Here is a 26,738-nt window from a genome sequence, read left to right as displayed (position 1 = left end):
CTACTACCGCGATCACCCACGACAGGGCGCGGCCGCGGCTCTTGTCCGTGCGGAGGAGGATCCCCTCGTACGCCCGTACGGAATGTCCCGGCTCACAGCAGCGCCCCCGCCCACACCGCCTTCAGCACGGTCCCGAGCGAGTCCACCACGTGCTCCGCACCCGCCGAGCGCAGCTTCTTCTGGCGCAGCTCGTCCTGCCCGTACCCCAGGAACGCCACGCCCGCCTCGCGCGCGGCCAGGCAGTCCGCGGGGGTGTCGCCGATCATCAGCGTCCTCGACGGGTGCGCGCCGAGGGAGCCGAGCGCGCGGTGCAGGCAGTCCGGGTCGGGCTTCAGCGCGTGGACGTGTTCGGTGCGGCGGCCGTGGATGTGCGGCCCGAAGCAGTCGGCGACACCGCGCCCGTGAACGTAGTGGCGGGCGGCCTCGGGGGCGTTGTTGGTGGCGACGGCGAGCCGGGCGCCGCCGGCGTGCCAGGTGCGGATCAGCCGGTCCACGTACGGGGTGGGGAAGGCGCGCGCCGCGGCGTGCAGCTCCTCCTCGGTGAGCCGCGCCTCCAGGTCCGCCTCCAGGGGGCTGCCGGGGCGGGCGCGGTGGACGGCGCGCAGCACGGCGTGCGGGTCGGCGGAGTCCCGCTCATCCGCCGTGAGCAGTCCGACCTCGCCCCGGTCCGCGAGCCAGCCGACGAGGTTGTCCACGACGGTCTGGGCGTCGTGGTTCGCGTAGAGCCGGCAGATCGGGCCGTCGAAGTCGAAGAGAACGCACTCCGCCCGCGTGATCACCTCGCGCAGGTCCTGTGCGATCCGCAGGTCCCGTGCGACCCGCAAGTCCTGGGCGTTCTCGATCACTTGACCCACCCGCCCGTCCGGCGCCGTTTCGGAAGTCACTAAGAGAGTGTCAGGGTACGGGCGATGGTGTTCCAGAGCGCGTCGAACCACTTCTGCGACTCGTCGACGAACGCCTCGTCGCTCTGGCCCGCGGATCTCTCGAAGGAAAACAGCAACGACTGGGTGCCGAGCGCGTCGTACATATGGATCTTCTCGCTGTCGATCTCCTCCTCCCGCTTGGTCACCATGTAGTACGCGAGCAACGCCTCGGAGCCGTTGAGGAGGTACAGCTTCATCGCCGGGGTGAACGGCAGGGCCCGGAACTCCACCTTCACGTCGATGCCGTGACTGGCGCGCAGGGCGCGGAGGTTGTGGCGCAGGACCTGGCCCTGGGCGTTGCGCTGGGCCAGCCAGCGGCTGTGCACCGGTTCGTCGACGGCCTCGTCCGCGGCGGCGGCGTGCTCGGACGGCTCGCCCGCGGGCACGGGGAAGGCGAGGTTGATGCGACTGCTGGGGAGCAGGACGCGCAGGGTGATCGACTCGGGGCGGATGCGGCCCTCGTAGATCAGCCGCAGGGGTTCGCTCAGGCCCATCATCAGCGTCTCGGAGGTCAGGCAGACCGCGTCGATGGTCACCCGCTCGGTCTGGAAGGCGTCGACCAGGCGCGGGGCGAGGCCGACCATCGTGGTCTGCGGCTCCTCGTCCTGCCCCGGCAGGGCCACCTCCGGCGGGCTGCCCCGGGAGACGTTCACGAGCAGGCCCTCCTGCGCGAGGGTCGCCAGGGCCTGCCGGACCGCGCCGCGCTCGACGCCGAACTCCTCGGCCAGCTTGGCCTGGGTCGGCATCCGGCTGCCCGCGGCTACGGCTCCGCTGCGGATACGCCGCCGGAGTTCGTCGGCTATGTCCTTGTGCGAGGGCTTTCTGCCGTTCACCGCAACGCTCTCCTGGGTCACGCCCCAAACGGTACAACTCCCCACTATCTCTGGGGAGTTCTGTGAAGACTGTTTAACCAAGCCGACCAATCGGGGACAACTACAGTGAAGTTGGCAGCCAACTTTACCAAGTAAGGACCACCTAACCACCAACTCCTCCCACCCGAAGGAGGATCCACATGCCCGTCATCGCCATCCTGGGAGCCGCGTTCGTGATCGGCTTCGAGCAGCTCGTCGAGTGGCAGTACGGCCCTCTGGGGATCGCAGGGCTGCTGCTGCTCAGCATCGGGATCAAGGCCAGGAACGCCACGTGCAGTTCGCTCGGCGCGGTCGTCCTCGCGGTCCTGGTCGCCGGCCCCGCACTGACCTGAGCACCTCGGCACGCATCAGACAGACCCTGAGCCCCTCGGCGCGCATCAGACAGCCCCTGTACGCCTCAGCACGCGTCGAACAGACCCTGTATCCCTCAGCACGCGTCGAACAGACCCTGCATCCCTCAGCACACACCAGACAGACTCAGAAGACATCCGGACACCACGGACTTCTGGGCGTACGCAGCAGCGCGTCGGCAACGGCGGCGGCGCCTGCCCGTTCCTCGGTCAGCCGACCGAGCGCGGCGAGCCGCACCGCGGACTCGTCCCCCAGCCACAGTGCACCCAACTCCCGCACGTCCAGGGCGACTTCGGCCGCGTCCCGGGTCCGCACGCAGGTCCCGCGCCCGTCCGCACCGACCTCAAGGCGGTACCGCCCCTCCGCCCACCCATGCCGGTCGCGCACCTCGACGACGAGGGCGCCCGGCATTCCGTACGTCCGCGCCTCCAGGGCCCGTACGACATCCAGGACGCGCACCCACAGCCAGTCCCCGAGTGTGACGATCCGGGCGGCGCGCGCGTTCGGGAAGAGGTCCGCGACCAGGGCGTCCGGCGCGCGCGGGCCGGTGCGCACCGTCGCGATCCAGTCCACGGAGCAGACGTACCGCCACAGCGCGCGCTCGGCCGCCGGGGTCGCGGCGCTCAGCTCGACCACGGTGGCGGTGTTCCGCGGCTGCTTGCCGTCGCCCCACTTGGCGTCGCAGACGTACGCGAGCAGCCCGTCCACCTCGCCGGAGGCCGAGCGGTACACGGCGAAGAACGGGTCCTTCCAGGTCGAGCGCTCCGGGCGCAGCTCACCGGTGAACAGCCGCCACCAGCGCTCGTCCCGGTCCACCGCACCCGGCGTCGCCCGCCGCACCCGCTCGTAGAGGGCGGGCCCCACCTTGCGTACGTCGGCGGCGTCCACGAGGTCGATCCGGCCGCCGTCCTCGGGCCCCGACCAGCGCGGGTCGAGCCCGGTGCGCGGTACGTCGATCTCCCACTCGGCCATCCGCGTGGCCTGGCCGAAGCCGTACCGGCCGTAGATCGGGTACTCGGCGGCGATCAGCGTCGCCACCGCCTCGCCGCGCGCCTTCGCCGCGCCGAGGTCCTCGGTGATCATGCGGCTGAGCAGTCCGCGACGGCGGTGCGTCGGGGAGACGGTGACGTTCGAGACGGCACCGGCGGCCACCTCTCCGCCCCCGACGGCGGTCAGGCGCTGCGCGAACGAGCGGTACGTCGCCACACACCGCCCGTCCTCGAACGCGCCCCGCGTCCGGCTCAGGTCCACGGACGCCCTGTGGTCCTCGATCTCCGCTGCGGAGCAGGTCGGGGTGCGCAGGAACCCGGTGTTGAGGGCGCGCATCCAGTCCGGGAAGTCAGCTTCGGCGAGGAGGCGTACGGCTACGGTCATCCGGTCACCGTAGGCCGCGGGCCGGGCCTGCCGCATCGGGGTTTTCCGCAGGCGGGAGGCTCAGAACGCCGCGCGGATCTCGCCCACCTCATGGCCTCCGCCGAGCAGCGGGGCCGCGCCGATCCGGGCCAGGGCCGGGGTATCCACGCCGAGGAGGCCGAGGGCGCGGGCGAGGATCGGGCCGAGGGCGCGGATCGCGCCGTCGTCGACCTTGAACGCGAGCGCGCGGCCGTCCGGCAGGGCCACCGCCTGCACGGCCTCGGCGCCCATCTTCGACAGGACGCCGGGCACCTCGCGCATCAGCCAGGTGTCCGGGCGGCGGGTGCCCGCGACGTACTCGGGGTGGGCCCGCATCGCGTCCGCGACCCGGCGCTCCGGCGTGCCGGGCTCGGCGAGTACGAAGTGCCGGAAGGCGCGGGCGAGGCCGGTGAGGCTGATCGCCATCAGCGGGGCGCCGCAGCCGTCCGTACCGGTGGCGGCGACGGGCTCGCCCGCGGTCTCCTCGATGACCTCGCCGACCAGCCGCTGCAACGGGTGCTCCGGGTCGAGGTACGACTCCTGGTCCCAGCCCTGCGCGGCGCAGGCGGCGATCATCGCGGCGTGCTTGCCGGAGCAGTTCATCGTGACCCGGTCCCGTACGGAGCCGCCGGCCAGGTAGGTCTCCGACTCGACCGGGTCGAAGGGCAGGTCGGGCGGGCACTGCAGGGCCGACTCGGTGAGGCCGAACTCGCCGATCATCGTACGGACCAGGTCGAGGTGGAAGGGCTCGCCGGAGTGGCTGGCGGAGGCGAGGGCGAGCCGCTCGCCGGAGAGGTCGAGCCCGGCCCGCAGGATGGCGGCGGCCTGCATCGGCTTGTTCGCCGAGCGGGGGAAGACGGGGGTGGAGACGTCACCTACGGCGCGCTCCACGCTGCCGTCGGCGGCGAGGACGACCAGCGATCCCCGGTGCCGTCCCTCGACGAAACCGGAGCGCACGACCTCGGCGAGGACCGGGGATATGGCGGGCTGCGAAGGGGTGCTGGCGCTGGCGGATGCCGTCATCGTGGGTGGATGCCTTCCGGTGGTCCCGCCCCTGGCCCACCGGGGTGCTGGTGGTCAGGCGAGCAGGTCGTCTACTTGTGCTTCCCCTTCACGGTACCTGCGGGCGATTTCGGCACTGCAATCGTCGGCCGTGTGCTGGAGCAGCTGGCGGCGGTGGGAGACCTGCTGCTCGTACCGGACCAGGCGGCCCATCGCGGCGTGCAGCTCGTCGTCGGTGCGGGCGTCCAGGTCGGACAGCTCGACCTCGCCGAGCATCTCGGCGGCCAGACCGCGGTACTCCTCGCCGTGCGGGGTGCCGACCGTGACGTGCCGGGCCGACGAGCGGTGCCGCGAGGGCGTGTCCGTGAGGATTTCGGAGAGCCGGGCCACCATGTCCGGGTCGGGCGCCGGCACGGCCGGGTCCCGGCGCCGGGCCAGCTCGGCCCTCAGGATGTCGATCCGCCCCTGGAGCAGCCGGCGGACGTAGCTGAGGTCGGCCTCGTCCTGCTGCGAGGTGCGGCGCAGGGCCCGGACCTCGGGCAGCCGGAGCACCGCCAGATCGTGTTCGGGCAGCTCGGGAAGGCGGTCCCCGGTGCGCTGTGCGGGCGGGCGGGGCGCGCTCGCACCGGCACATGCCGTCGGTGCGGGCCCCGGCGGCTGCCCCGCCGTGCTCGACGTGCTGTTCATGCTGTTGACCGTCCCCTCGACCGGTGCGGGGCGCCACAGGCGCGCCGCTGGGCAGCAGAATGCCACCCTTCGTGCCCGAGTTGGGGCGGAGTGCACTCGATCGGCCCCGGATAGCCCTATGGCATTACGTGGCAGATGTCGGAAACGGTCCGAAAGTACGCGCGAGAGCGGGGCCGGAAGTACGCGCGAGAGCGGGACCGGACGGGCGGCCGCTCACCGGCCCGGGGGCGCACGGCATCATGGACGGTATGCGTGCGGTGGTGCAGAGGGTGGACGGCGCGAGTGTCGTCGTAGAGGGAGAGACCGTCGGGGAGATCACCGGCGAGGGGCTGTGTGTCCTGGTCGGTGTGACACATGAGGACACCAAGGAGAAAGCGGCCCAACTGGCCCGCAAACTCTGGTCGTTGCGGATGCTCGACGGCGAGAAGTCCTGCAGCAACATCGACGCCCCGCTGCTCGTGATCAGCCAGTTCACGCTCTACGGCGACGCCCGCAAGGGCCGCCGCCCGACCTGGAACGCGGCGGCCCCGGGCGACACGGCGGAGCCGCTGGTCGACGAGGTGGTGGCGCAACTGCGGGCGCTCGGCGCGACCGTGGCGACGGGCCGGTTCGGGGCCCAGATGCGGGTGTCCCTGACGAACGACGGCCCGTTCACGGTGCTGCTTGAGATGTAGCGCCGGCCGTGAGATGTAGCGCCAGCCGTACGACCAGGGCTCGACCGGGGCTCGACTACGGCTCGACCACGACTTCTACGGCTCGACCACGACTTCCTGAGCCGCCGCGGTCGTACCGACGAGCAGCTCCGCGTCCACGGGTACGTTCCGCTTCACCAGCGCGAGGGCGATCGGGCCCAGCTCGTGGTGGCGGGCCGAGGTCGTGACGAAGCCGATCTTCCGCCCGTCCGGGCCGTCGGCGGCGAGCCGGACCTCCGTACCGTGCCCCGGCAGGTGGACCTCGCTGCCGTCCAGGTGCAGGAAGACCAGGCGGCGCGGCGGCTTGCCCAGGTTGTGGACGCGGGCGACGGTCTCCTGGCCGCGGTAGCAGCCCTTCTGGAGGTGCACGGCGGTGCCGATCCAGCCCAGCTCGTGCGGGATCGTGCGGTGGTCGGTCTCGAAGCCGAGGCGCGGGCGGTGCGCCTCCACGCGCAGCGCCTCGTGCGCGAGGACGCCGATCGCCGGGCCGCCCGCCTCCGCGTACGCCTCCAGGTCGGCGCGCGGCAGGAAGAGGTCCCGGCCGTGCGCGGTCTCGCGTACGACGACTCCGTCCGGGACCGGGGCGATGGAGCCGGCCGGGAGGTGCACGACGGCGAACTCCGCGGTGCGGTCGGTGACTTCGACGCGGTAGAAGAACTTCATCGACTCCAGGTACGCGAGCAGCGCCTCCCGCGTGCCCGGCTCGATGTGCGCCCAGGTCGTCGTGCCGTCGTCGACGAGGTAGAGGGCGTGCTCGATGTGGCCGTGGGCGGAGAGGATCAGCGCTTCCGTGGCCTGGCCGGCGGGCAGGTCGCTGACGTGCTGGGTGAGCAGCAGGTGCAGCCAGCTGAGCCGGTCGTCTCCGGTGACTGTGATGACCCCGCGGTGCGAGAGGTCGACGAGGCCGGTGCCGTCGGCGAGGGCGCGCTGTTCGCGGTAGAGCTCGCCGTAGTGCGCGGCGACTCCTTCGTCGACACCTTCGGCGGGGACGGCACCGGGCAGGGACAGCAGGGGGCTCTTCATATCCACTCAGACTACGACTCGTTGACAGCCTGTCTTATTCCCCGGGGGTCTCCGCTTCCCCGGTGGTCTCCGCTTCCCCGGGGGTCTCCGCGACCTGGGACGTCGATCTGGTGCAGTCGCCGCAGCGGCCGAAGATCGCGAAGTGCTTCATGTCGGTGTCGAAGTCGAAAGTCGTACGGAGCTTCTCGATGAACTCGGCGGCGACCTCGACGTCCGCCTCCACGACGCCGGTGCAGTCCCGGCAGACCAGGTGGATGTGGTGGTGCCGGTCGGCGAGGTGGTACGTGGGCGCCCCGTGCCCGAGGTGCGCGTGGCTGACCAGGCCCAGCTCCTCCAGGAGCTCCAGCGTGCGGTACACGGTGGAGATGTTGACTCCGGAGGCGGTCTTGCGGACCTGAACGAGGATGTCGTCGGGGGTCGCGTGCTCCAGGGCGTCGACGGCTTCGAGGACAAGCTGGCGCTGCGGCGTCAGCCGATAGCCGCGCTGTCTGAGGTCGCTCTTCCAGTCGGTGTCCACCACGCGGTCAAGTGTAGGCGGGCCCGCCCCGCGGCTCCCTCCGGTCGCGACGACGAGCAGATCGAGGCCGTCCGGCCACCAGGCGCCGCAGCGGCCCTCGTCGAGGCTGCGGGCCGTGGACACGTCGTACCCGGCCAGGCGCAGGGCGAGCGTGAGGAGGTCGCGGCGGCGCGGGTCGTCGGCGACGAGGAGGGCGCGGGCGGGGACGGGGAGGGCGCGGGCGCGGGCGCGGGCGGGGGCATGAGTGGGGCCGGTCACCTGCTCACAGGTACCGGCCCTGTCTCAGAGGAGTCTGAGAACCCTCTGAGCCTCTGCTTGAAGGCTGTGCCTACTTGAAAAACGCGATGCCGTCGTCCGGCAGGTCGCCCAGGTTCCGCGCCATCTCGGCGACGTCGTCGGGCGAGACGACCTTCTTCAGCTGCGCCGACATGTACGGCCGCAGCGGCACCTCGGGCGTCTGCTTCTCGCCGACCCACATCAGGTCGCTGTTCACGTAGCCGTAGAGCCGCTTGCCACCGCTGTACGGGCCGGAGGCCGCGGTGCGGGCGACGGCGTCGGTGGCCAGGTCGATCTGCGGCTTCTTGTCGGCCAGCTCGCCGTACCAGACCTCGACGACGCCGTCGTCGCGGACCATCACGACCTCGACCTTGCGGTCCTTGCTCACCCGCCAGAAGCCGGACTCGGACTCCAGCGGCTTGACCTTGTTGCCCTCGGCGTCGAGCACCCAGGTGTGGGAGCGGTACTCGAGGAAGTCCCGGCCGTCGTGGCTGAAGCTGACTTCCTGGCCGAAGTTGCACTTCTCGCTGCCCGGGAAGTCGTGCACGCCCGCGCCGGCCCAGTTGCCGAGCAGGAACGTGAGGGGCACGAGGTCCGGGTGGAGGTCGGACGGGATCTCGATCATGGGGAACTCAGGCGATCTGTGTCGGAGCGGAGGTCGGTACGCGGCGGACGCGGAAGGTCAGCGCTGACCCTGGTAGAGCTTCTTCACGGTCAGGCCGGCGAACGCGACAACGCCGACGCAGACCAGAACCAGCAGGGCTGAGAAGAATGCCTCAAGCACGGGGTGCTCCTCGATGAGCGGTGTTAGCAGGACGGGGCCGCGCCCCAGCTTAGTCGGCCCACCCCTGCCGTTCTCTGTGAGGTTGGCCCCGCGAGCTCTCGGACCGCCTCGGCGGCCAGGGCCGCGCCTACTCGCGCCGCTTGCCGTCCAGCTCGTCCCACCACTCGTCGGACTTCGGGTCGCCGGAGGGGTCGTCCCACCAGCGGTCGTCGGGGCCGCGCCGGTTGGCGACGATCGCGGCGAGCGGCGGGATGACCATGGCGACGACGCACATGCCGACGGCGACGGGGATCGACCACAGGCGTACGACCGCCCAGGCCAGGACGAAGAGGGCGAGGCAGGTGCCCATCATGGCGAAGTAGACGTGCCGCCGGCGCGCGTACATGCCTCCAGCGTAGAACCGCGCACCGGCCCCCGGACAGCGCGAAGCCGGAGGACCGCACCCGCGTCCTGGTAAGCGTCCAACCCCCAGGGGTGCGGCCCTCCGGCCGTTCAAGCGGTGCCGTACGTCAGACGGCGATGGCGACGTCGGCGAGGCCTCCGGTCTGCGCGACGACCGTGCGGTCGGCGGTGCCGCCGGGCACGAGGGCGCGTACGGTCCAGGTGCCCTCGGCCGCGTAGAAGCGGAACTGTCCGGTCGCGGAGGTCGGGACCTCGGCGGTGAACTCTCCGGTCGAGTCCAGGAGGCGCACGTAACCGGTGACGGGCTCGCCGTCGCGGGTCACCTGGCCCTGGATGGTGGTCTCACCGGGCTTGATCGTCGCGGCGTCGGGGCCGCCGACCTGTGCTCCACACATAAGTCACTGTCCTCCTGGTTCAGTTGGAGCCGAGCTCGATCGGGACGCCCACGAGGGAGCCGTACTCCGTCCACGAGCCGTCGTAGTTCTTGACGTTCTCGACGCCGAGCAGCTCGTGCAGGACGAACCAGGTCAGGGCCGAGCGCTCACCGATGCGGCAGTACGCGATGGCGTCCTTGGCGAGGTCCACCTGCTCGTCCTCGTAGAGCTTCTTGAGCTCGTCGTCCGACTTGAACGTGCCGTCGTCGTTGGCGTTCTTCGACCACGGGATGTTGCGGGCGCTCGGCACGTGGCCGGGGCGCTGCGACTGCTCCTGCGGGAGGTGGGCCGGGGCGAGGAGCTTGCCGGAGAACTCGTCGGGCGAGCGGACGTCGACGAGGTTCTGCGAGCCGATCGCGTTCACGGCGTCGTCGCGGAAGGCACGGATCGAGGTGTCCTGCGCCTTGGCCTTGTACGCGGTGGCCGGGCGGCTCGGGACCTCGGAGCCGTCGACCAGGTCGCGGGAGTCGAGCTCCCACTTCTTGCGGCCGCCGTCGAGGAGCTTCACGTCCTGGTGGCCGTAGAGCTTGAAGTACCAGTAGGCGTAGGACGCGAACCAGTTGTTGTTGCCGCCGTAGAGCACGACGGTGGAGTCGTTGGCGATGCCCTTCGCCGACAGGAGCTTCTCGAAGCCCTCCTGGTCGATGAAGTCACGACGGACCGGGTCCTGCAGGTCCTTGGTCCAGTCGATACGGATCGCGTTCTTGATGTGGTTCTTGTCGTACGCCGAGGTGTCCTCGTCGACCTCGACGAGGACGACCTGCGGGTTGTCGAGGTTGGCCTCGACCCAGTCGGCGTCGACCAGGACGTCGCTGCGGCTCATGCTTGTTCTCCTCCGGGGCAGTTGCGGGGATGCGCGAGGGGTGGTGCGTGCGGGGCACGGGTACGCGGCGGCGGCGCGGCGTACGTGGCACGGGGCGGCCCGGTGGGACGCCGGTTCGACGTCGGAGGGCCCGGGGGGATACGGGAGCTGGAGCTCCCGCTCAGACGGGGCGACAGAGCATGGCGGCGACGCGGCACAGGTCGACTGCCCGCCGCTTCGTGAGATCCGCCTGTCGCTTCATGGCCCCGATCGTAGGGAGGGATCGGCGGCCGTGTCACCGGCGTGTCGCATCATGAGACGCGATCGTCCTTATGGCGATACGAAAGCCGCCCCGGGGCCCGTGTGAGGGGGATCCGGGGCGGCGGGGTCCGCGTGACGACTGATTTCCGGACGGGGCTGTCTCGCATTGCGGGCACGGGGCGATTTCAGCCGGTCCTGGGGGCACCTCCCAGCGGTAGCTGGGGGAGCTTGAGGACGAGCCCGCAGGGCGAAATCCAGCCCGTCCGGCGCTTGAGGACGAGCCCGCAGGGCGATCGACGGTACGCGAGCCGACGGTGCGGGCCGTCCTCCGGAAGCCGCGCCCTAGCCCGCCAGCTTCACGTCCGACCCCGTCACAGTGATCCGCACGCCGTCCTTCTCCGCCTCCACCTTGTCCAGCTCGATGCCCGCGGGCAGTCCGTCGACCACCTGCTGGAAATCGGTGATCCGCCGCATCCGCTCCTCGGCGACCGGCACGGCGCCCAGCTTCGGCAGCTTGTCCGCGTGCACCTGCACGGTCTTGCCGCCCTCCACCTTCGCCGAGCTGACGACCTCGACGGGCTCCGGCAGGGTCTGGCCGAGGACGGTCGCCTGGACCGACACCTTGATCTTGCCGTCGCCGCCGTCGGAGAGGCCGACCACCTTCGCCGTCACACCGGGAGCGACCTCGACCGGCTCGACCTCGGCGGCCTTGAGCAGTTCGTCGTACGAGATCCGCGCGGAGCCCGTGGCCTGGGCGGCGGTCGCGGAGCTGTAGTCGGAGGAGAACGCGACGCCGTGCATCTGCGCGTCCAGCTCGGCGATCCTGACCTTCCCGGCGCCGCTGGACGCCTCCAGGTCGTCGATCCCGATCGCCACGTCGTCCAGCTCGCCGCCGAGTACCTGGGTCAGGAACGGGAAGCCCTCGATCTCCACCTCCGGGTCCTTCTGCAGGCCCTCGCTGCTGCGCAGCTTCTCGGCGACTTTGTCCTCCGCGTAGCCGACGGCGATCCGGTCGGCCGCGACGAAGAGACCGCCGAGCACGACCACAATGATGAGAAGTATTCGCAGTGCACGCATGGTTCGGTGCTTCCCCCCATGAAATTCCCCCGCCGGTACGGACGTTCGCGAGCCTAAACGACCGGTCCCCCGCCGCGGGTTCCAGGTGGAAGCGCGACGGGGGACCTGTCGAAGAGCTGTGACAACCGGGGCAGTTCGGGCCCGTTCGTCTCCTGACCAGGCCACGACTCCTGACTAGGCCACGACCCGGCCCAGGAGGTAGAGCGCCGGCACCGCGGCCGTCAGGGGCAGGGCCACCCCTGCGGTCATGTGCACGAACCGCGACGGGTAGTCGTAGCTCGCCACCCGCAGGCCGACCAGCGCGCACACCCCGGCACCGGCGCCGAGCAGCGCACCCGCCGCCCCGATGTCGGTCATCCCGCCCACCGCGATGCCCGCGCCCGCCGCGGCCAGCACCGCCACCACGACGGAGGCCGCACCGGGCAGCGGCAGCGCACGGGCCACCACCGCGACGGCCACCGCCACCGCGCCGGCCGAGACCGCCTCGGGCGCCGCGGCGAGGGTGCCGCCCGCGAGGATCGTGAGCGCGGCCGAGGAGACCGTGGCCATCAGTCCGTACATCCGCTCGTCCGCGCCCGCGTGGCTGCGCAGTTGCAGCACGAGCGTGAGCAGCACCCAGACGCCGCAGGTGCCGAGGATCGCCCCCGGCGCGTACTCCCGGCCGGCGATCAGCACCAGCGCGTCCGCGACGACCCCGCCGAGGAAGGCGAGCGCGATGCCCTGCCGCGCGGGCCACATGCCGTTCAGCCGGAACCAGCCGGCCGCCGTCAGCGCCTGCAGCAGCAGCAGCGGCACCAGTAGTCCGTACGAGCCGAGGGCCGCGCCGCCCGCAAGGAGCAGCGCGAGCAGGGCGGTGAGTCCGGCGGGCTTCAGACCGGGCTCGATGATCGGCGAACGCCCTTCGAGCCGGGCCCGCTGGGCGTAGGTCAGCCGCGGCTCATCCGCGTCCGCGGCGGGTGCGGCGGGTGCGGTGGCCGGGGCGACCGGGGCTGCTCCGGTCGGCGCGGGCTGCCCCTGCTGCCCCTGCGGGGGCAGGTAGGCGGTGTGGGTGTCGGTGGCGGGTGCCTGCGGTTGCTGCTGGTACTCGGGCGCCTGTTGCGGTTGGTGCTGGTACTGCTCGTACTGCGCATACGGGGGGTGCTCGTACTGCTCGTACTGAGGGTGCTGGTGCGCCGTCCCCGTGTCCCAGGTCTGCCCCTGGAACGTCTGGGTGTGGCCGCGCACCTCCTCGTACTGCTGCTGCGGCTGCTGCTGATACGGGTCGTACGACTCGTACGGCTCATACGGCTGCTGACTCATCGCGTGCGGCTCACCCTCCTGCGAACGGCGGGAGCACCTCGACCGTGCCGCCCTCGGCAAGCGCCACCGTCTCATGGGCACGGGTCCCCACCGGGTCACCGTCGACCAGGAACGAGCATCGCTGCAGGACGCGGACGAGTTCGCCGGGGTGTCGCTCGCGGGCGGCGTCCAGCGCCTCGGCGAGTGTCACCGCGTCGTACGGCTCGTGGGCGAGACCGGCGGCGGACTTGGCGGCCGCCCAGTAGCGGATGGTGCCGTTGGCCATGGCGGGCGCTCCTTTCGTTGCTACGACTCAGTATCCGTGCTCGGCGTCCCGGCCCGAGCAGCCTGTGGAAAACCTCGTGGCCCAGCCCGCGATCCGGACGAGCAGCTCCTCACCGGCCGCGTTCTCCGCGTGCCCCATCCCGGGTTCGAGCCACAACTCGGCGGAGCCGCCCGCGGCGTCGGCGAGCATCCGCGGATGGTCGAGCGGGAAGTACGGGTCGCGGTCGCCGTGCACGATCAGGAGCGGCGTCGGCGCGATCAGCGGGACCGCCTCGACCGGCGAGAGCGGCACCGGGTCCCACTCGCGGGGGTGGATCCGGGTGCGCAGGACATGCCGGCCCACCACCCGCCCCGACCGCCGGGTGACCAGCCAGTGCAGTCGGCGCATCGGGGCCGTACCGCGGTAGTACCAGCGCGCGGGGGCGCTCACGGCGACGACCGCGTCGGCGTACGCGTCCGTACGCCCCTCGCCGGGTTCGGCGGCGGCCTCCGCGCGGTGCAGGGCCGCGTGCCGCAGCACCACCGAACCGCCCATCGAGAAGCCGACCGTCACCACGCGCGCGTGACCGAGGCCGCGCGCCCAGGACACCGCCGCCGTCAGGTCGAGCACCTCGCGGTCGCCCACCGTCGACGTACCGCCCGACTTCCCGTGCCCCCTGAAGGTGAACGTGACGACACTCGCGTACCGGGCGAGAACCGCCGCCGCGCGGCGCACGTGCGGGCGTTCCAGATCACCGGTGAAGCCGTGCGCGAGGACGATCGCCGGGCCCTCGACGCCTTGCGGGCCGGGCTCGTAGAGGGCGTCCACGGGGACGCCGTCGGCGGCCCGCAGAGTGGTACGGAGCGTGCCTCCGTCGGCGCGCTCCGTGCCCGCCCGACGGGACCGCCACGAAGTAGTTCGCGTCACACGCCCTGCCGATCCGTTGCTCATGTGGGCTATTCTCCTGTGTGAAGGACCTGGGCAGCGCAGCCCCCGGGTCCTTTCGTGCTTTCGGGACGGTTCGCAGTACCGGAGCGGAAGAGCGGCGGGACCCAGGGCGCGGGTGCCGCACCAGTACCACCGGCTGTGCGCGTTCGAAGCAGTGCCGCAACTCCCCCACTGCCTCACACGGCGTGGGAGATGCCCCCAGCGCAGGGACCGAGGAGGAACCGACGTAATGGGCGAGCAAACCGTGCACGACAGTCACCCGACCCGGGCAGGTGGGTCGCGATGAGCTCTCTGCTGCTCCTGACCAACGCACTTCAGCCGTCGACGGAGGTTCTCCCCGCTCTCGGCCTGCTCCTGCACAACGTGCGCGTGGCCCCCGCCGAGGGCCCCGCACTCGTCGACACCCCCGGTGCCGACGTCATCCTGATCGACGGCCGCCGTGACCTGCCGCAGGTGCGCAGCCTCTGCCAGCTGCTCCGCTCCACGGGCCCCGGCTGCCCGCTCGTGCTGGTCGTGACCGAGGGCGGCCTCGCGGCCGTCACCGCCGACTGGGGCATCGACGACGTGCTCCTGGACACCGCGGGACCGGCCGAGGTCGAGGCCCGGCTGCGGCTCGCGATGGGCCGCAAGGAGATCACCGGCGACGACTCCCCCATGGAGATCCGCAACGGCGACCTCTCCGTGGACGAGGCGACGTACAGCGCGAAGCTCAAGGGCCGCGTGCTCGACCTGACCTTCAAGGAGTTCGAGCTCCTGAAGTACCTGGCGCAGCACCCCGGCCGGGTCTTCACGCGCGCGCAGCTGCTCCAGGAGGTCTGGGGCTACGACTACTTCGGCGGTACGCGCACCGTGGACGTGCACGTACGGCGCCTGCGCGCCAAGCTCGGCCCCGAGCACGAGTCGCTGATCGGCACCGTGCGCAACGTGGGCTACCGCTTCGTGACGCCGGAGAAGGTCGAGCGGAAGGCGGACGCCGAGAAGGCCAGGGAGGCCCGTCCGAAGGCCGAGGGCCCTCAGACCCCGCGCTCGACGGGCAGGGATGCGGCTTCTGCGGCATCTGTCACCCGGAGGGACGCCGAACGGCCGGTGGAAGCCGGTACGCGACCTGCAAGGAGTTAGCTCTCCCCGCGTAGACTTCGTGCGTGGCCAAGGTGACGCGTGACGATGTGGCAAGACTGGCGGGGACGTCGACCGCGGTCGTCAGCTACGTCATCAACAACGGACCCCGGCCGGTCGCCCCGGCCACGCGCGAGCGGGTGCTCGCCGCGATCAAGGAACTGGGATACCGGCCCGACCGGGTCGCCCAGGCCATGGCCTCGCGGCGGACCGACCTCATAGGCATGATCGTGCCGGACGCGCGGCAGCCGTTCTTCGCCGAGATGGCCCACGCGGTGGAACAGGCCGCGGCCGAGCGCGGAAAGATGGTCCTGGTCGGCAACTCCGACTACCTCGACGAGCGCGAGGTGCACTATCTGCGGGCGTTTCTCGGAATGCGCGTCTCCGGCCTGATCCTGGTCAGCCAGGGCCCGAGCGAGCACGCGGCCGCCGAGATCGACGCCTGGGACGCGCGCGTGGTGCTGCTGCACCGGCGGCCCGAGGCCATCGAGGACGTCGCGGTCGTCACGGACGACATCGGCGGCGCCCAGCTCACCACCCGCCACCTCCTGGAGCACGGTCACGCGTACGTCGCGTGCCTGGGCATCACGGAGTCGACGCCCACGATCGGCGACCCGGTGGCCGACCACATCGAGGGCTGGCGCCGCGCGATGGCCGAGGCCGGGATCCCCACCGAGGGCCGCCTCTTCGAGGCGCCGTACAACCGCTACGACGCGTACGAGATCGCGCTGCGGATCCTGTCCGCGCCCGACCGGCCCACCGCGATCGCCTGCGCCACCGACGACCAGGCCATCGGCGTGCTGCGCGCCGCGCGTGAGCTGCGGATCGACGTGCCGGGCGAGCTGGCCGTCGCCGGGTTCGACGACGTGAAGGAGGCGGCGCTCACCGATCCGCCGCTCACCACCGTCGCCTCGGACCGCCCCGCCATGGCGCGCGCCGCCGTCGACCTGCTGCTCGACGACTCGCTGCGGGTCAGCGGCTCCCGCCGGGAGCGGCTGCGGCTCTTCCCCTCGCGCCTGGTCGTACGGCGCTCCTGCGGCTGCAACTAGTTCCGAGGCTCTGCCGGCGCCTTTTATATCGGGCATACAGGGTTCTGCCGGGCTTCTCAGGGCGTACTCAGACGGTTCTCATGCTGGCCGGTGAAGCTCGGATGCATGACCGAAACCTTCCGCCACAGCGGCGAGCACCCCGAGCAGCAGCCGGCCTTCGCGAGCGCCGGGTCCCCTGACGGCGCGTACGGCACGTACCCGCCGCCGCCCCCGTACGACCCCGCCCCCGCGGACCGCGGCCGGACGCGTCGGCGGGCCAGGGGGCCGGTCGCGCTGCTCGCCGCCGTGGCGCTCGGGGCGGCGGCGGTGGGCGGCGGTACCGCGTACGCCGCGCAGGAGCTGTGGGGGAAGACCGCGGCCGCGGCGACGACCGGGGTGAACGGCACCAACGCGGCGGCCGGCGGCAAGGGCAGCGTGAGCGGGGTCGCGAACGCGGTGAGCGACAGCATCGTGGAGATCCAGGCCGAGACGCCCTCCGGGGAGTCCACCGGCTCGGGCGTGATCATCACCTCCGACGGCGAGATCATCACCAACAACCACGTCGTCTCCGGCGCCTCCACGGTCAAGGTGCGCACCAACGACGGCAGGACGCACACCGCCGAGGTCGTCGGCACCGACGCCGACAAGGACCTGGCGCTGATCAAGGTGCGCGGCGCGTCCGGGCTCGAAAAGGCGACGCTCGGCGACTCGGACGACGTCAACGTCGGCGACCAGGTCGTCGCGATCGGCTCGCCCGAGGGCCTCACCGGCACCGTGACCAGCGGCATCATCTCGGCCAAGGACCGCGACGTGACCGTGTCCAAGGACGGCGGGCAGGACCAGCGGCAGGGCCAGGAACCGGGTCAGGGCGGCGGGCAGTGGCCGTTCGAGTTCGAGGGGCGGCAGTTCAACGGCGACACCGGCTCCTCCAAGACCACGTACAAGGCGCTGCAGACCGACGCCTCGCTCAACCCGGGCAACTCCGGCGGCGCGCTCATCGACATGAACGGCGAGATCATCGGCATCAACTCCGCGATGTACTCGCCGAGTTCGGGCAGCGGGTCCAGCTCGGGCTCGGTGGGGCTCGGCTTCGCCATCCCGATCGACACGGTCAAGGCCGACCTGGCGAAGCTGCGCGCCGGGTCGATGGACTGACGCGCGCCGCCGACGCCACTGGCCCACCCGCCGCATCGCCGCACCCCCGGACCACCGCACCGCCGCACCGCCGCACCGCACAGGAGGCACCCCATGTCCCGTACGACCCGCCCGGTCACCGTTCCCGTGAACCATGTCCGGCACGCCGTGGCCGCGGCGATCGGCTGGGGGCGGCCCGCGGACACCGGCTTCGCGCTCGCCGTCGCGGGCCTGCTGCACCCACCGGGCCGGTCGACGCGAGCGCCCGAAGTTCGCGTCGCCGCAGGTGGGAACGGGAAGAAGGCGCGTCGCGAAGAGTTTTCCACAGGCCGACGCACGGGGTTTTCCACAGGCCGACGCAAGCATCGCGACTCCGTGCGAGGCTGACGGCACGACACCGGCAGACCCCGCACACCCCGTGAGGACCCGACACCCATGAGCCCCGCCGAAGCCGCCCAGCAGCGCATTCTGATCGTCGACGACGAGCCCGCCGTGCGCGAGGCCCTGCAGCGCAGCCTCGCGTTCGAGGGGTACGGGACGGATGTCGCCGCGGACGGCCTGGAGGCCGTGGAGAAGGCCGCGGCCACACAGCCCGACCTGATCGTGCTCGACATCCAGATGCCCCGCATGGACGGCCTGACCGCCGCCCGCAGACTCCGCGCCACCGGTTCCACCACCCCGATCCTGATGCTCACGGCCCGTGACACGGTCGGCGACCGCGTCACGGGACTCGACGCCGGCGCCGACGACTACCTCGTCAAACCCTTCGAGCTGGACGAGCTCTTCGCCCGTATCCGCGCGCTCCTGCGCCGCAGTTCGTACGCGGCGACGCTCGGCACGCAGGACGGCGAGGACACCGACGTCCTGGACTTCGGCGACCTGCGGATGAATCTGGCGACGCGCGAAGTGGTGCGCGGCGGCCGGACGGTGGAGCTGACGCGTACGGAGTTCACGCTCCTGGAGATGTTCCTCGCGCACCCGCGCCAGGTGCTGACCCGCGAGCAGATCCTGAAGGCCGTCTGGGGCTTCGACTTCGAGCCGAGCTCCAACTCCCTCGATGTGTACGTGATGTACCTGCGCCGCAAGACCGAGGCGGCCGGCGAGCCGCGCCTGGTGCACACGGTGCGGGGTGTGGGGTACGTGCTGCGGGCGGGCGGGGCGGAATGAACGGTGCCGTGGCGCGCCTGCGCTCGCTTCCGCTGCGCTCCCGCCTCGCCCTGCTCGTGGCCGCGGCGGTCGCGATCGCGGTGGCGGCGAGCGCGGGCGCCTGCTGGTTCATCGTGCGGGGCGCGTTGTACGACTCCCTCGACAACTCCCTGCAGCAGAACCGGGTGTCGAGCACCACGGTGCTGCAGCAGCTGGAAGGGACACGGTGCCGTGCACAGGGCCCCTCGCTGCCGGAGGAGGTGAACCCGTTCAAGCTGTCGATCCAGGTCATCGACCCGCAGGGGGTCACCTGCACGCTCATCGGCAGCGGTGTCGAGGTGGCAGGCAGCGACATCGCGGTGGCCGACGGCCGCTCGCCGCAGGCTCTGCACAACACCAAGTCGGAGGCCGGTACGGAATACCGCGTCCTGACCTACCCGCTGGAGGGCTACAAGGGCGCCGTCTCCGTCGCCCGCCCCCTCACCGAGGTGAACGACACGCTCAGCGACCTCACCCTGGTCCTTGCCCTGGTCGCAGGAGTCGGTGTCGTCGGGGCCGGTGCGGCCGGGCTGTGGGTGGCGCGTACGGGTCTGCGGCCCGTGGACGAGCTCACCGGCACGGTGGAGCACGTGGCGCGTACGGAGGACTTGACGGTCCGCATCCCCGCGGACGGGGACGACGAGATCGCCCGCCTGTCCAGATCGTTCAACGCCATGACCGCGGCCCTGGCCAACTCGCAGGAGCGCCAGGCGCAGCTGATCGCCGACGCGGGGCACGAGCTGCGGACGCCGCTGACGTCGCTGCGTACGAACATCGAGCTGCTCGCCCGCAGTGAGGAGACCGGGCGGGCCATCCCGGCCGAGGACCGCAAGGCGCTGCTCGCCTCCGTGAAGGCGCAGATGACGGAACTGTCCGCGCTGATCGGCGACTTGCAGGAGCTGTCCAGACCGGACGAGAGCGGCCGCTCGGGCAAGGTCGAGGTGGTCGCGCTGCACACGGTGGTGCGGACGGCGATAGACCGGGCGCGGCTGCGGGGGCCCGAGCTGACCATCGAGGGGCAGCTGGCGCCCTGGTACGTACGGGCGGAGGCGCCCGCGCTTGAGCGGGCGGTCGTGAACGTGCTCGACAACGCGGTGAAGTTCAGCCCACCGGGCGGCCGGATCGACGTACGCCTGGACCGGGGCGAGTTGACCGTGCGGGACCGTGGGCCGGGGATTCCGGAGGACGAACTCCCGCATGTCTTCGACCGGTTCTGGAGATCGCCCTCGGCACGCAGCCTGCCGGGCTCGGGGCTCGGGTTGTCGATCGTGGCGCGGACGGTGCAGCAGGCCGGGGGCGCCGCGGAGCTGCGCCCCGCACCGGACGGCGGCCCGGGCACGATGGCGGTGATCCGCCTCCCGGGGGCGCCCACGCCTCCGCCGGGGGACCCGACGACGGCGTGAACGGTCCGGCGGCGCTAGCGGTCCGCCCGTACGGCGCCGACAAATGCCGACCAGGCCCCTGCCGGAAACACCAGCGCCGGGCCCTCGGGGCGCTTGCTGTCGCGGACCGGGACTGCGCCGGGGTAGCCGTCTGCGACCTCCAGGCAGTTGTTGTCGCCGCCCGCGCTGTACGACGACTTGCGCCACACGGCGTTGCTGAGGTCGAGGGGCCGCTTCATGACCGGTGCTCCTCGATGAACGCGGACCAGGCGTCCGTCGGAAACACCAGCGCCGGGCCCTCGGGGCGCTTGCTGTCGCGGACCGGGACGGCGCCGGGGTAGCCGTCTGCGACTTCGAGGCAGTTGTTGTCGCCGCCCGCGCTGTACGACGACTTGCGCCACGCGGCGTTGCTGAGGTCGAGGGTGTTCTTCATGATCGGTGCTCCTCTATGACGTCCCGCATGAACGCGAGTGAGTCCGACGGGGACAGCGCCAGGTCTCTGAGACGATCGTAGGACAGGCGCCGGTTCAGAACACCGGCGTTGTCCTTGATCAGCACGCCACTGGTGTTGCCCTCCACGTAGGCAACAGCGCTCCCGTCCTCCTGCCACAGTAACGTCAGTGAATCGCTCATGTAGTGGTGCAATCCCGCCTTGAACGGGAGCACTTGGATCACGATATTCGGCCACCGTGCTGCGCTCTCGATGTGCAGGAGCTGCTCTACCCAGGCCTCCGCGCATGCAGTTGGGCGCCTGAAGGCGTATTCGTCGATGATGACGCGAACGTACGGCCTGGGCTCTTGTTTCAGTAGCTGCTGCCGTCCGAGGCGGGCCGCAACCTGCTCCTCCACCCAGCCTTCCGGCTCAGGTGTTGCCTGAGGCCCAGACAACACCTCCTGAGCGAAGCCCTCGGACTGGAGAAGACCGGGAATACCAGGCGTGTACTTCCACATCACCCGGGCGGTCTCCTCCAGGTCCATGAACCCCTTGAACTCGTCCTTGAAGACCTCCCGCTTCGCCGCCTTCCAGCGGGAAACCAGCAGGTCACCGCAGCCGTAGTAGAGGTCGAGTTCCTCCATCACGCCCAGCTTCGAGAAGCGTTGGCCGGACTCCAGGCGGGAGAGGTAGCTCTTGTCGTAGGCCGTGTCGTCGGCCAGTTTTCCGAGTGAGATACCGGCCTTCTCGCGCAGGCCTCTCAAGGTCCGCGCCAGCGTTTCACGCCCCGATCGACCTTCCATATCGAGCAATTCAGACATACAACCCCCTTGCCGTTGCCAGGTGTTGCCCCTTCAGCAGGCAACGGTGGACCCCTGTTGCAGCGTAGGGCTTTGCCGTAATCATCGAGACACGAACGGTAATCACCGCTCAGCGAACATTCCCCTGCCTGGAGTCTGCCGTGGTTCAACGCGCCCTTTTGCTGTGCCTGTTGCTCGTGCTCAGCCTGCTTCTGCCGCCGCGTGGGCGGCATCGGGTCGGAGGCCTGCCGCTCGGGCGGCGCACTCGCCGACGGATGGAGTTGCGGCTCGCGGTCCTCGGCTTCGACATGGGGCCGCGTCGTATCCACGGGATGGAGGTCGGGCGGCGGTGAGTGACATCGATCTGCGTCTGCGGCTGCTGCCCTGGAGTTCGGAGGACGGCAAGCCCTGTTATCTCAGCTCCGATGACCCGCACAGCACCCTCAGTCGGCTCGCGGACGACATCGAGGAGGAGCAACTGGAGTGTGGAGAGGCTGTGTTGGCGGGAGCGCGGGCCGTGCTTGACGACTCCGTGGCCGGGGAGCGTGCTGTGCGGTTTGCGCTCGCCCGGGCCGTGGAGTCGTTGCGCGAGGTGCTGCGGATCGCGGTGAGCCGGGGAGGCCGGATCCCGGCGAGTTCAGGCGCCGTTGTGCCGGATCAAGGTCTCGACCAGGCCTGATCTCGTGTTCGGGTAGTCCATCGGGACTATGCCCAAGCCCCGCCATTCGGCACCCGGACCGTCAAGCAGTTCGTGTACCTGGGGGTTCAGGCGGTCCGCGTTCCAGCGGGGTGGGAGGGCCGCGGCGGTCGAGACGAAGTTGATGTAGCAGGGGCCGGGTTCCGTGGCCGCCTTCCGGAAGTGGGCCTCTATCTGCGGCCACTTGGCGAAGGGCTCCGCCATGTAGTCGTCCTGGATGACGAACGCGGACCCGTCTCCCCAGCGGATCCCTCCCGGCAGGCCGCCGTTGTCCGCGAGCAGCACCACCTTGCCGCGGGCCTGCCCGAGCGTGGGCAGTGCGTCGCCGACGACGAACAGCGAGCGCCAGCCTCGTACATCCAGGTAGTCCGTGAAGATCGCACCGAACTCCGCGTCCGGCACCTCCGAGTACTCCTGCTTGACGCGCATCAGGACCGTCTCCGACGGGTGCGCGGTGAGGAAGTCGCGGCAGGCGATCAGGACGTCGCCGAACATCAACTCCTGGTAGAACGCGCCGTGGTGGATGGCGAACGAGCCGTCGATCGCGCGGCAGCGGACGTCCAGGAAGCGGATGCCGGAGGCGAGCTGCTCGGCGATCGTCGTGTTCTGGCACTCCGTCCAGGGGCCGCCGAAACGCGCCCCCGAGTCGTGCGTGCCCGGGATGGTGAGGGTGCGCAGGGCGGTTCCGTCGCCGAGGCCGCCCATCCAGTCCTGAGTGCCCAGAGTGCGGGCGTGCGCGGGTGCCGTGCCCGCGTAGCCGAGCAGTCCTGCGGCGGAGAGGACCGCCGCTGCCGTAAGGAATCCCCGTCGGTTCATGGTCGTGGTCATGCCGAGCAGGCAAGCACAGGAGGCTGTGTGGCGACAGATGCGTAACAGATACGTAAGTGACAAACGTACGGTGGGGGCATGGCCTCCTCCGCGCCGCGCCGCTCGTATCTCACCCTGCCCGGCCAACGGCGGCTCTTCTGGCTGGAGTTCGGCCCCGCAGATGGCCGTCCGCTGCTCGCGCTCCACGGCCACCTCGGGGAGGGCGCCGAGTTCGCCCCACTCGCCGAAGCCCTCGACACCAAAGCCCTCAGCGCCGAAGCCCTCGGCGCCGACGCGTGCTCCCCGCAAGGCGCGTGGCGGTTGATCGCCCCGGACCAGCGCGGCCACGGTGACTCGGACCGCGCGGACCGCTACGACCGGGCGGGGTACGTGGACGATCTGCTCGCCCTCATCGCGCACCTGGGGCTCAACCCCGCCGTCGCACTCGGGCACTCCCTCGGCGCGGTCAACGCCTGCCACCTCGCCGCGCAGGCCCCGGAGACGGTACGGGCCCTGGTGAACGTCGACGGCCCGGCCCAGCTACCCGTCGTCGAACCACCGCCCCTCGCCATCCTGCGCGGACTGCCGTACACCGCGCCCACGCGCGAGGAACTCCGCGCCGCCTGCGGGGAGTTGGCGCCGCTACTCGAACCCGGGTTCCGGCCCGCCGGGGAGGGCTGGCGGCTCGGCTGCCACCCGGAGGACATGATCGACTCGGACCGGCACGTGCTGGGCGACCACTGGGACCAGTGGCTGGGCACCACCCACCCCGCCCTGCTCGTACACGGCCTGCGCAGCCAGGTGCTGCCGACCGCGCAGGCCCGTGCCATGGTGGAGCGGCGGGCGCACACCACGCTCGTCACGTTCGACTGCGACCACTGGGTGCATATCCGCAAGCCCGAGGAGTTCGCCGACGCCGTACGCGCATTCCTGGCCGGAACGGACTAGTTACTCGTCACTACGGGTTCTTGTCGAACGTCAGCCCCACCCCGCTGAGCCGCACCCGGATCCCGTCCTTCTCGACCTTCACGTCGCGCAGCCGTACATCCCCGGTGCCCGGCAGTTTCGGGAGCTGGAAGCCGAGGGAGAGGCGGTCGGCGAGTGCGGGGCGGGTGAGTTCGGTGAGGCCGTCGAGGAGGGCCGGGTCGAGGCCGAGCTTCTTCAGGAGCCAGGGGTGGCCCATCGCCACGTCGATCAGGTTGAGCTTCATCAGCTTCTGGACGAAGTGCGGGGAGCCGGTGAGTTCGGCGAGCTTCCGCTCGTTGCGCAGCGCGGCGCGGACCGCGGAGTCGGGCACGCCGAGCCGCTCGACGACCGCGTCGACCCGGAAGAGGGCCTTCAGCTTGTCCGTCTCGTGCCGGAGCTGGGCCGCGGACTTGCGGCTCAGGTGGAGGCCCTCGTCCGGCCCGGTGCCGGGGCGGTACGTGGCCAGGTCGCCGATGTCGAGGCGCATGCCGCCGATCCGGGTCGCGATGCCGTGGTCGCCGCTGCGCTGGATGCGGGCCTCGGCGGCCACCCGCAGATCGTGCCCGGCGACGGGCAGGGTGCCGCGGGCGATCACCCGGTCGTGGCCGCGGGCGGTGAACGTGACCTGGGAGGCGCCCAGTTCACGGTTCAGGTCGTCGAAGGAGAGCAGCACCTCGCCGTCCATGGAGCCGATCTCGGCGCCCTTGAAGTCAAGCAGGCCGCCCTTGATCCGTACGTCGTGGGCGGTGGCTCCGACCTTGGCGAGGGAGACGCGGTCGGCGGCCACGTCAGGGACGGTGATGCGGACCGTGTCCAGGCGTTCGTCGAGGGCCTGGGTGAGGAAGGGGAAGCCGTCGATGTCGACCTCGGGGGCGGCGCTGAGGTGCATCGCGTCCTTGAGCTTCGCGGCGGCCTCGTGCTCGGTGTAGAGAAGCGCCCAGCGGTCACCGAGGCCGAGGAAGGCGGCGGCCACCACGAGCAGGACGACCATCTTCGCGGCGAGCGGGAGCCCGGCGAAGCGGTTGCGTTTCCGGCGGCCGGAGCGGCGGTGGTTGGGCGGCGCCCAGTCCTCGTCGTCGTCCGGCTCCTCGTGCAGGAACTCGTCCAGCGGGTTGCCCGCGAGGGCGGCCAGCTCGTCGTACGGATTCTCGTAGACGTCGCCGGACCTGTTGTCGTAGCCGTCGCCAGACCTGTTGTCGTAGACGTCGCCGGACCTGTTCTCGTAGCCCTCGCCAGACCTGTTCTCGTAGCCCTCGCCGGACCTGTTTTCGTAAACGCTGTCTGGATGTTGTGTGGATATGCGGTGGGGGGTGGTGCGCATCGGCACATCTGACCACGCGAGCCACCCCCCACAGCAAGCCCCTACTACGGGTAAGGGAGGAAATGCGTCACTTCACGACCGTGATGCGGTCCGCCTTCGGCGGTGCGATGGGCTGGTCCGCCGAGGAGTGGGCGGCCAGGTAGTCGTTGAACGCCTTCAGGTCGTCGCTGCCGACCAGCGGGTTCTTGCCCTTGCCGAGCTCGGTGAAGCCGTCGCCGCCGCCCGCGAGGAAGGAATTCAGGGCGACCCGGTAGGTGGCGGACTCGTCCAGAGGCTTGCCGTTCAGGCGGATCGTGTCGGTGACGACGCGGTCCGCGCCCGCCTTGGTCATGTCGAGCGTGTACGTGAGGCCCTCCGAAACCTGAAGGATCTTCGGGGAGGCCTCGTTCGCGCCGCTGACCTGCTGCTTCAGCGCGGTGACCAGCTGGGCGCCGGTGAGGTCGACCAGGTTCACGGTGTTGCTGAACGGCTGCACCGTGAAGGCCTCGCCGTAGGTCACCACCCCGTCGCCCTCGCTGCCGCTCGCCTTGTGGACGAGGTCGGAGCGGATGCCGCCCGGGTTCATCAGGGTGAGCACGGCCTTGTCGTCGAGGGACTTGGCGTGCGCGAGCTGGGCGTCCGCGATCAGGTCGCCGAGCGGCTGCTCGGGCGTGCCCGCGCCGCGGCCCGGGATGTCACCGGAGATGTAGCCCACCGGCTTGCTCGCGATCGGCGCGGCCAGCTTGTTCCAGCGCTCGATCAGCGAGGTCATGTCGGCGGCCTTGGGCACGTCCCGGCGTACGACCTTGTTCGCGGACTTCACGCCCGCGCGCACGATGTCCTTGGTCTTGCGGTCGTAGGTCAGGGTCGTGTCGGTGTAGAGCTTCCCGTACGACGAGGCCGAGGTGACCAGGCGCGGCTTGCCCGCAGGGTCCGGGATGCTGCACACGTACGCCTGGTGGGTGTGGCCCGTGACGAAGGCGTCCACCTTGGGCGTGACGCCCTTGGCTATCTCGGTGATCGGCCCGGAGACGCCGTCGCCGGGGCCGGGGCTGTCGCAGTCGTAGTTGTACGCCTGCGAGGCCGGCTCGCCGCCTTCGTGGACGAGCGCCACGATCGACTTCACGCCCTGCTGGTCCAGCTCCTTGGCGTACTTGTCGAGCGTCTCGATCTCGTCGTGGAATTTCAGGCCCTTGATGCCCTCGGCGGAGACGATGTCCGGGGTGCCCTCCAGGGTGAGGCCGATGAAGCCGATCTTCACCCCGTTCTTCTTCCACACGGTGTACGGCTTCAGGAGCGGCTTGCCGGTCTTCTCGTCCGTCACGTTCGCCGTGAGGTACGGGAAGTCCGCGCCCTCGAACGTCTTGCCGTCCTCGTAGCAGCCGTCCTTCGGGTGGCAGCCGCCGCGCTGGATGCGCCGCAGCTCGGCGCGGCCCTCGTCGAACTCGTGGTTGCCGACGCTGCTGACGTCGAGGTCCAGCTTGTTGAGCGCCTCGACGGTCGGCTCGTCGTGGAACAGGCCGGAGAGCAGCGGCGAGCCGCCGATCAGGTCACCGGCCGCGACGGTCGCGCTGTAGCGGTGGCCCTCGCGCGCCTCGCGCAGCGACGTCGCGAGGTACTCGACCCCGCCCGCGTCGATCTTCTGCTCGCTGCCGTCCGCCTGGCGCTCGGTCACCTGGCCCGAGGAACCGGCGGGCGGCTCCAGGTTTCCGTGCAGGTCGTTGAACGAGAGCAGTTGCACGTCCACCGTGCGCCCCCGGTCCGTCCCGCGCGCCCCCTCGGCGCCCGCGGGCAGCGCCGCCGCGAGCACTCCGGCGCTCGCGCCGAGCGCCACGACGCCCACCACCAACCGGCCCCCGACACGGCGCCGTTGAGCTCTGCCTGACATCTGTTCCCCTTCACAG

General features: G+C 71.0%; 31 protein-coding genes. 9 read left to right on the top strand and 22 right to left on the bottom strand.

What is annotated here, in order from left to right:
• Window positions 1–92: 92 nt before the first annotated feature.
• Both QIT00_RS04765 and QIT00_RS04760 read right to left on the bottom strand, forming a co-directional pair.
• On the bottom strand, window positions 93–884 hold the full coding sequence (locus QIT00_RS04765; RefSeq protein ID WP_282533807.1) for an HAD family hydrolase: 792 nt from the start codon (window positions 882–884) through the stop codon (window positions 93–95).
• Window positions 884–1,777, bottom strand: coding sequence for a GntR family transcriptional regulator (locus QIT00_RS04760; protein WP_282533806.1), 894 nt, complete (start codon window positions 1,775–1,777; stop codon window positions 884–886). Before QIT00_RS04760 ends, QIT00_RS04765 begins: the two co-directional genes overlap by 1 nt.
• Window positions 1,778–1,935: 158 nt before the next feature.
• Between QIT00_RS04760 and QIT00_RS04755 the strand changes: the two genes are divergently transcribed.
• Window positions 1,936–2,127: a hypothetical protein gene (locus QIT00_RS04755; protein ID WP_282533805.1), complete on the top strand. Its 192-nt coding sequence runs from the start codon at window positions 1,936–1,938 to the stop codon at window positions 2,125–2,127.
• 145 nt (window positions 2,128–2,272) lie between these two features.
• Here the strand turns inward: QIT00_RS04755 and QIT00_RS04750 are convergent, their stop codons facing one another.
• The 3 genes from QIT00_RS04750 to QIT00_RS04740 are packed head-to-tail and all read right to left on the bottom strand — an operon-like array spanning window position 2,273 to window position 5,227.
• On the bottom strand, window positions 2,273–3,520 hold the full coding sequence (locus tag QIT00_RS04750) for a GNAT family N-acetyltransferase (protein ID WP_282533804.1): 1,248 nt from the start codon (window positions 3,518–3,520) through the stop codon (window positions 2,273–2,275).
• Between the two features lie 60 nt (window positions 3,521–3,580).
• Window positions 3,581–4,561, bottom strand: a complete 981-nt coding sequence (locus QIT00_RS04745; protein WP_282533803.1) for an asparaginase — start codon at window positions 4,559–4,561, stop codon at window positions 3,581–3,583.
• A 54-nt stretch (window positions 4,562–4,615) separates the two neighbouring features.
• On the bottom strand, window positions 4,616–5,227 hold the full coding sequence (locus QIT00_RS04740; protein ID WP_282533802.1) for an RsiG family protein: 612 nt from the start codon (window positions 5,225–5,227) through the stop codon (window positions 4,616–4,618).
• Between the two features lie 248 nt (window positions 5,228–5,475).
• On the opposite strand from QIT00_RS04740, the gene dtd reads away from it, so the two are divergent.
• Entirely contained in the window at window positions 5,476–5,901 is a 426-nt protein-coding gene (gene dtd, locus QIT00_RS04735; RefSeq protein WP_282533801.1) for a D-aminoacyl-tRNA deacylase, read from the top strand.
• A 75-nt stretch (window positions 5,902–5,976) separates the two neighbouring features.
• Here the strand turns inward: dtd and ygfZ are convergent, their stop codons facing one another.
• The 11 genes from ygfZ to QIT00_RS04685 form a co-directional block, all read right to left on the bottom strand.
• The gene (gene ygfZ, locus QIT00_RS04730; protein WP_282533800.1) at window positions 5,977–6,942 is read right to left on the bottom strand and encodes a CAF17-like 4Fe-4S cluster assembly/insertion protein YgfZ; all 966 of its coding nucleotides are present in this window, start codon (window positions 6,940–6,942) and stop codon (window positions 5,977–5,979) included.
• Between the two features lie 34 nt (window positions 6,943–6,976).
• Window positions 6,977–7,462, bottom strand: a complete 486-nt coding sequence (locus QIT00_RS04725; RefSeq protein WP_282534030.1) for a Fur family transcriptional regulator — start codon at window positions 7,460–7,462, stop codon at window positions 6,977–6,979.
• A 325-nt stretch (window positions 7,463–7,787) separates the two neighbouring features.
• Window positions 7,788–8,360, bottom strand: a complete 573-nt coding sequence (locus QIT00_RS04720; protein WP_282533799.1) for an FABP family protein — start codon at window positions 8,358–8,360, stop codon at window positions 7,788–7,790.
• 286 nt (window positions 8,361–8,646) lie between these two features.
• Window positions 8,647–8,904: a DUF3099 domain-containing protein gene (locus tag QIT00_RS04715; protein ID WP_282533798.1), complete on the bottom strand. Its 258-nt coding sequence runs from the start codon at window positions 8,902–8,904 to the stop codon at window positions 8,647–8,649.
• Window positions 8,905–9,028: 124 nt separating this feature from the next.
• Window positions 9,029–9,316, bottom strand: coding sequence for a DUF1416 domain-containing protein (locus QIT00_RS04710; protein WP_282533797.1), 288 nt, complete (start codon window positions 9,314–9,316; stop codon window positions 9,029–9,031).
• A 19-nt stretch (window positions 9,317–9,335) separates the two neighbouring features.
• Complete coding sequence (locus QIT00_RS04705; protein WP_282533796.1) at window positions 9,336–10,178, bottom strand: sulfurtransferase; 843 nt, start codon at window positions 10,176–10,178, stop codon at window positions 9,336–9,338.
• Window positions 10,179–10,338: 160 nt separating this feature from the next.
• Window positions 10,339–10,419 (bottom strand): Ms5788A family Cys-rich leader peptide, encoded by an 81-nt coding sequence (locus QIT00_RS38890; RefSeq protein WP_351229977.1) that lies wholly within the window; start codon window positions 10,417–10,419, stop codon window positions 10,339–10,341.
• 341 nt (window positions 10,420–10,760) lie between these two features.
• Entirely contained in the window at window positions 10,761–11,495 is a 735-nt protein-coding gene (locus tag QIT00_RS04700) for an LmeA family phospholipid-binding protein (protein WP_282533795.1), read from the bottom strand.
• 174 nt (window positions 11,496–11,669) lie between these two features.
• Window positions 11,670–12,794, bottom strand: coding sequence for a hypothetical protein (locus tag QIT00_RS04695; RefSeq protein WP_282533794.1), 1,125 nt, complete (start codon window positions 12,792–12,794; stop codon window positions 11,670–11,672).
• Window positions 12,795–12,804: 10 nt separating this feature from the next.
• Window positions 12,805–13,059 (bottom strand): MoaD/ThiS family protein, encoded by a 255-nt coding sequence (locus QIT00_RS04690; RefSeq protein WP_282533793.1) that lies wholly within the window; start codon window positions 13,057–13,059, stop codon window positions 12,805–12,807.
• 27 nt (window positions 13,060–13,086) lie between these two features.
• Window positions 13,087–13,989, bottom strand: coding sequence for an alpha/beta hydrolase (locus tag QIT00_RS04685; protein WP_282533792.1), 903 nt, complete (start codon window positions 13,987–13,989; stop codon window positions 13,087–13,089).
• Between the two features lie 279 nt (window positions 13,990–14,268).
• Here QIT00_RS04685 and QIT00_RS04680 point away from each other — a divergent pair, with 279 nt between their 5' ends.
• From QIT00_RS04680 to QIT00_RS04660, 5 genes are all read left to right on the top strand, one after another.
• Complete coding sequence (locus QIT00_RS04680; RefSeq protein WP_282533791.1) at window positions 14,269–15,105, top strand: winged helix-turn-helix transcriptional regulator; 837 nt, start codon at window positions 14,269–14,271, stop codon at window positions 15,103–15,105.
• 23 nt (window positions 15,106–15,128) lie between these two features.
• The gene (locus QIT00_RS04675) at window positions 15,129–16,151 is read left to right on the top strand and encodes a LacI family DNA-binding transcriptional regulator (RefSeq protein WP_282533790.1); all 1,023 of its coding nucleotides are present in this window, start codon (window positions 15,129–15,131) and stop codon (window positions 16,149–16,151) included.
• Window positions 16,152–16,256: 105 nt separating this feature from the next.
• The gene (locus tag QIT00_RS04670) at window positions 16,257–17,285 is read left to right on the top strand and encodes a S1C family serine protease (RefSeq protein ID WP_282533789.1); all 1,029 of its coding nucleotides are present in this window, start codon (window positions 16,257–16,259) and stop codon (window positions 17,283–17,285) included.
• A 414-nt stretch (window positions 17,286–17,699) separates the two neighbouring features.
• A complete protein-coding gene (locus QIT00_RS04665) occupies window positions 17,700–18,431 on the top strand; it encodes a response regulator transcription factor (RefSeq protein WP_282533788.1) in 732 nt (243 codons plus the stop codon).
• A complete protein-coding gene (locus tag QIT00_RS04660; RefSeq protein ID WP_282533787.1) occupies window positions 18,428–19,852 on the top strand; it encodes a HAMP domain-containing sensor histidine kinase in 1,425 nt (474 codons plus the stop codon). Before QIT00_RS04665 ends, QIT00_RS04660 begins: the two co-directional genes overlap by 4 nt.
• A gap of 14 nt (window positions 19,853–19,866) precedes the next feature.
• On the opposite strand, the gene QIT00_RS04655 is transcribed toward QIT00_RS04660, so the two are convergent.
• From QIT00_RS04655 to QIT00_RS04645, 3 genes are read right to left on the bottom strand one after another with little or no spacing between them, the layout of a single operon-like run.
• Window positions 19,867–20,070 carry a DUF397 domain-containing protein gene (locus QIT00_RS04655; RefSeq protein WP_282533786.1) on the bottom strand — a complete coding sequence of 68 codons (204 nt, stop codon included), beginning with the start codon at window positions 20,068–20,070 and terminating at the stop codon, window positions 19,867–19,869.
• A complete protein-coding gene (locus QIT00_RS04650) occupies window positions 20,067–20,264 on the bottom strand; it encodes a DUF397 domain-containing protein (RefSeq protein WP_282533785.1) in 198 nt (65 codons plus the stop codon). The genes QIT00_RS04655 and QIT00_RS04650 overlap by 4 nt, the downstream gene beginning before the upstream one ends.
• The gene (locus QIT00_RS04645; RefSeq protein ID WP_282533784.1) at window positions 20,261–21,085 is read right to left on the bottom strand and encodes a helix-turn-helix domain-containing protein; all 825 of its coding nucleotides are present in this window, start codon (window positions 21,083–21,085) and stop codon (window positions 20,261–20,263) included. Before QIT00_RS04645 ends, QIT00_RS04650 begins: the two co-directional genes overlap by 4 nt.
• A gap of 328 nt (window positions 21,086–21,413) precedes the next feature.
• Here QIT00_RS04645 and QIT00_RS04640 point away from each other — a divergent pair, with 328 nt between their 5' ends.
• On the top strand, window positions 21,414–21,743 hold the full coding sequence (locus tag QIT00_RS04640) for a sulfatase (RefSeq protein ID WP_282533783.1): 330 nt from the start codon (window positions 21,414–21,416) through the stop codon (window positions 21,741–21,743).
• On the opposite strand, the gene QIT00_RS04635 is transcribed toward QIT00_RS04640, so the two are convergent.
• Window positions 21,702–22,589: a phosphatidylinositol-specific phospholipase C gene (locus QIT00_RS04635; RefSeq protein ID WP_282533782.1), complete on the bottom strand. Its 888-nt coding sequence runs from the start codon at window positions 22,587–22,589 to the stop codon at window positions 21,702–21,704. The two genes, QIT00_RS04640 and QIT00_RS04635, sit on opposite strands and share 42 nt — an antisense overlap.
• A gap of 78 nt (window positions 22,590–22,667) precedes the next feature.
• On the opposite strand from QIT00_RS04635, the gene QIT00_RS04630 reads away from it, so the two are divergent.
• On the top strand, window positions 22,668–23,516 hold the full coding sequence (locus QIT00_RS04630) for an alpha/beta fold hydrolase (protein ID WP_282533781.1): 849 nt from the start codon (window positions 22,668–22,670) through the stop codon (window positions 23,514–23,516).
• A gap of 10 nt (window positions 23,517–23,526) precedes the next feature.
• On the opposite strand, the gene QIT00_RS04625 is transcribed toward QIT00_RS04630, so the two are convergent.
• Together QIT00_RS04625 and QIT00_RS04620 are read right to left on the bottom strand one after the other, a co-directional pair.
• On the bottom strand, window positions 23,527–24,855 hold the full coding sequence (locus QIT00_RS04625; protein ID WP_282533780.1) for an LmeA family phospholipid-binding protein: 1,329 nt from the start codon (window positions 24,853–24,855) through the stop codon (window positions 23,527–23,529).
• A 67-nt stretch (window positions 24,856–24,922) separates the two neighbouring features.
• The gene (locus QIT00_RS04620) at window positions 24,923–26,722 is read right to left on the bottom strand and encodes a bifunctional metallophosphatase/5'-nucleotidase (RefSeq protein WP_282533779.1); all 1,800 of its coding nucleotides are present in this window, start codon (window positions 26,720–26,722) and stop codon (window positions 24,923–24,925) included.
• Window positions 26,723–26,738 lie beyond the last annotated feature (16 nt).

Source organism: Streptomyces luteolus (assembly GCF_029968015.1).
Lineage (GTDB): Bacteria > Actinomycetota > Actinomycetes > Streptomycetales > Streptomycetaceae > Streptomyces > Streptomyces luteolus.
Note: the sequence above shows the minus strand (reverse complement) of the source record. Positions and strands in the feature narration are given on the sequence as shown.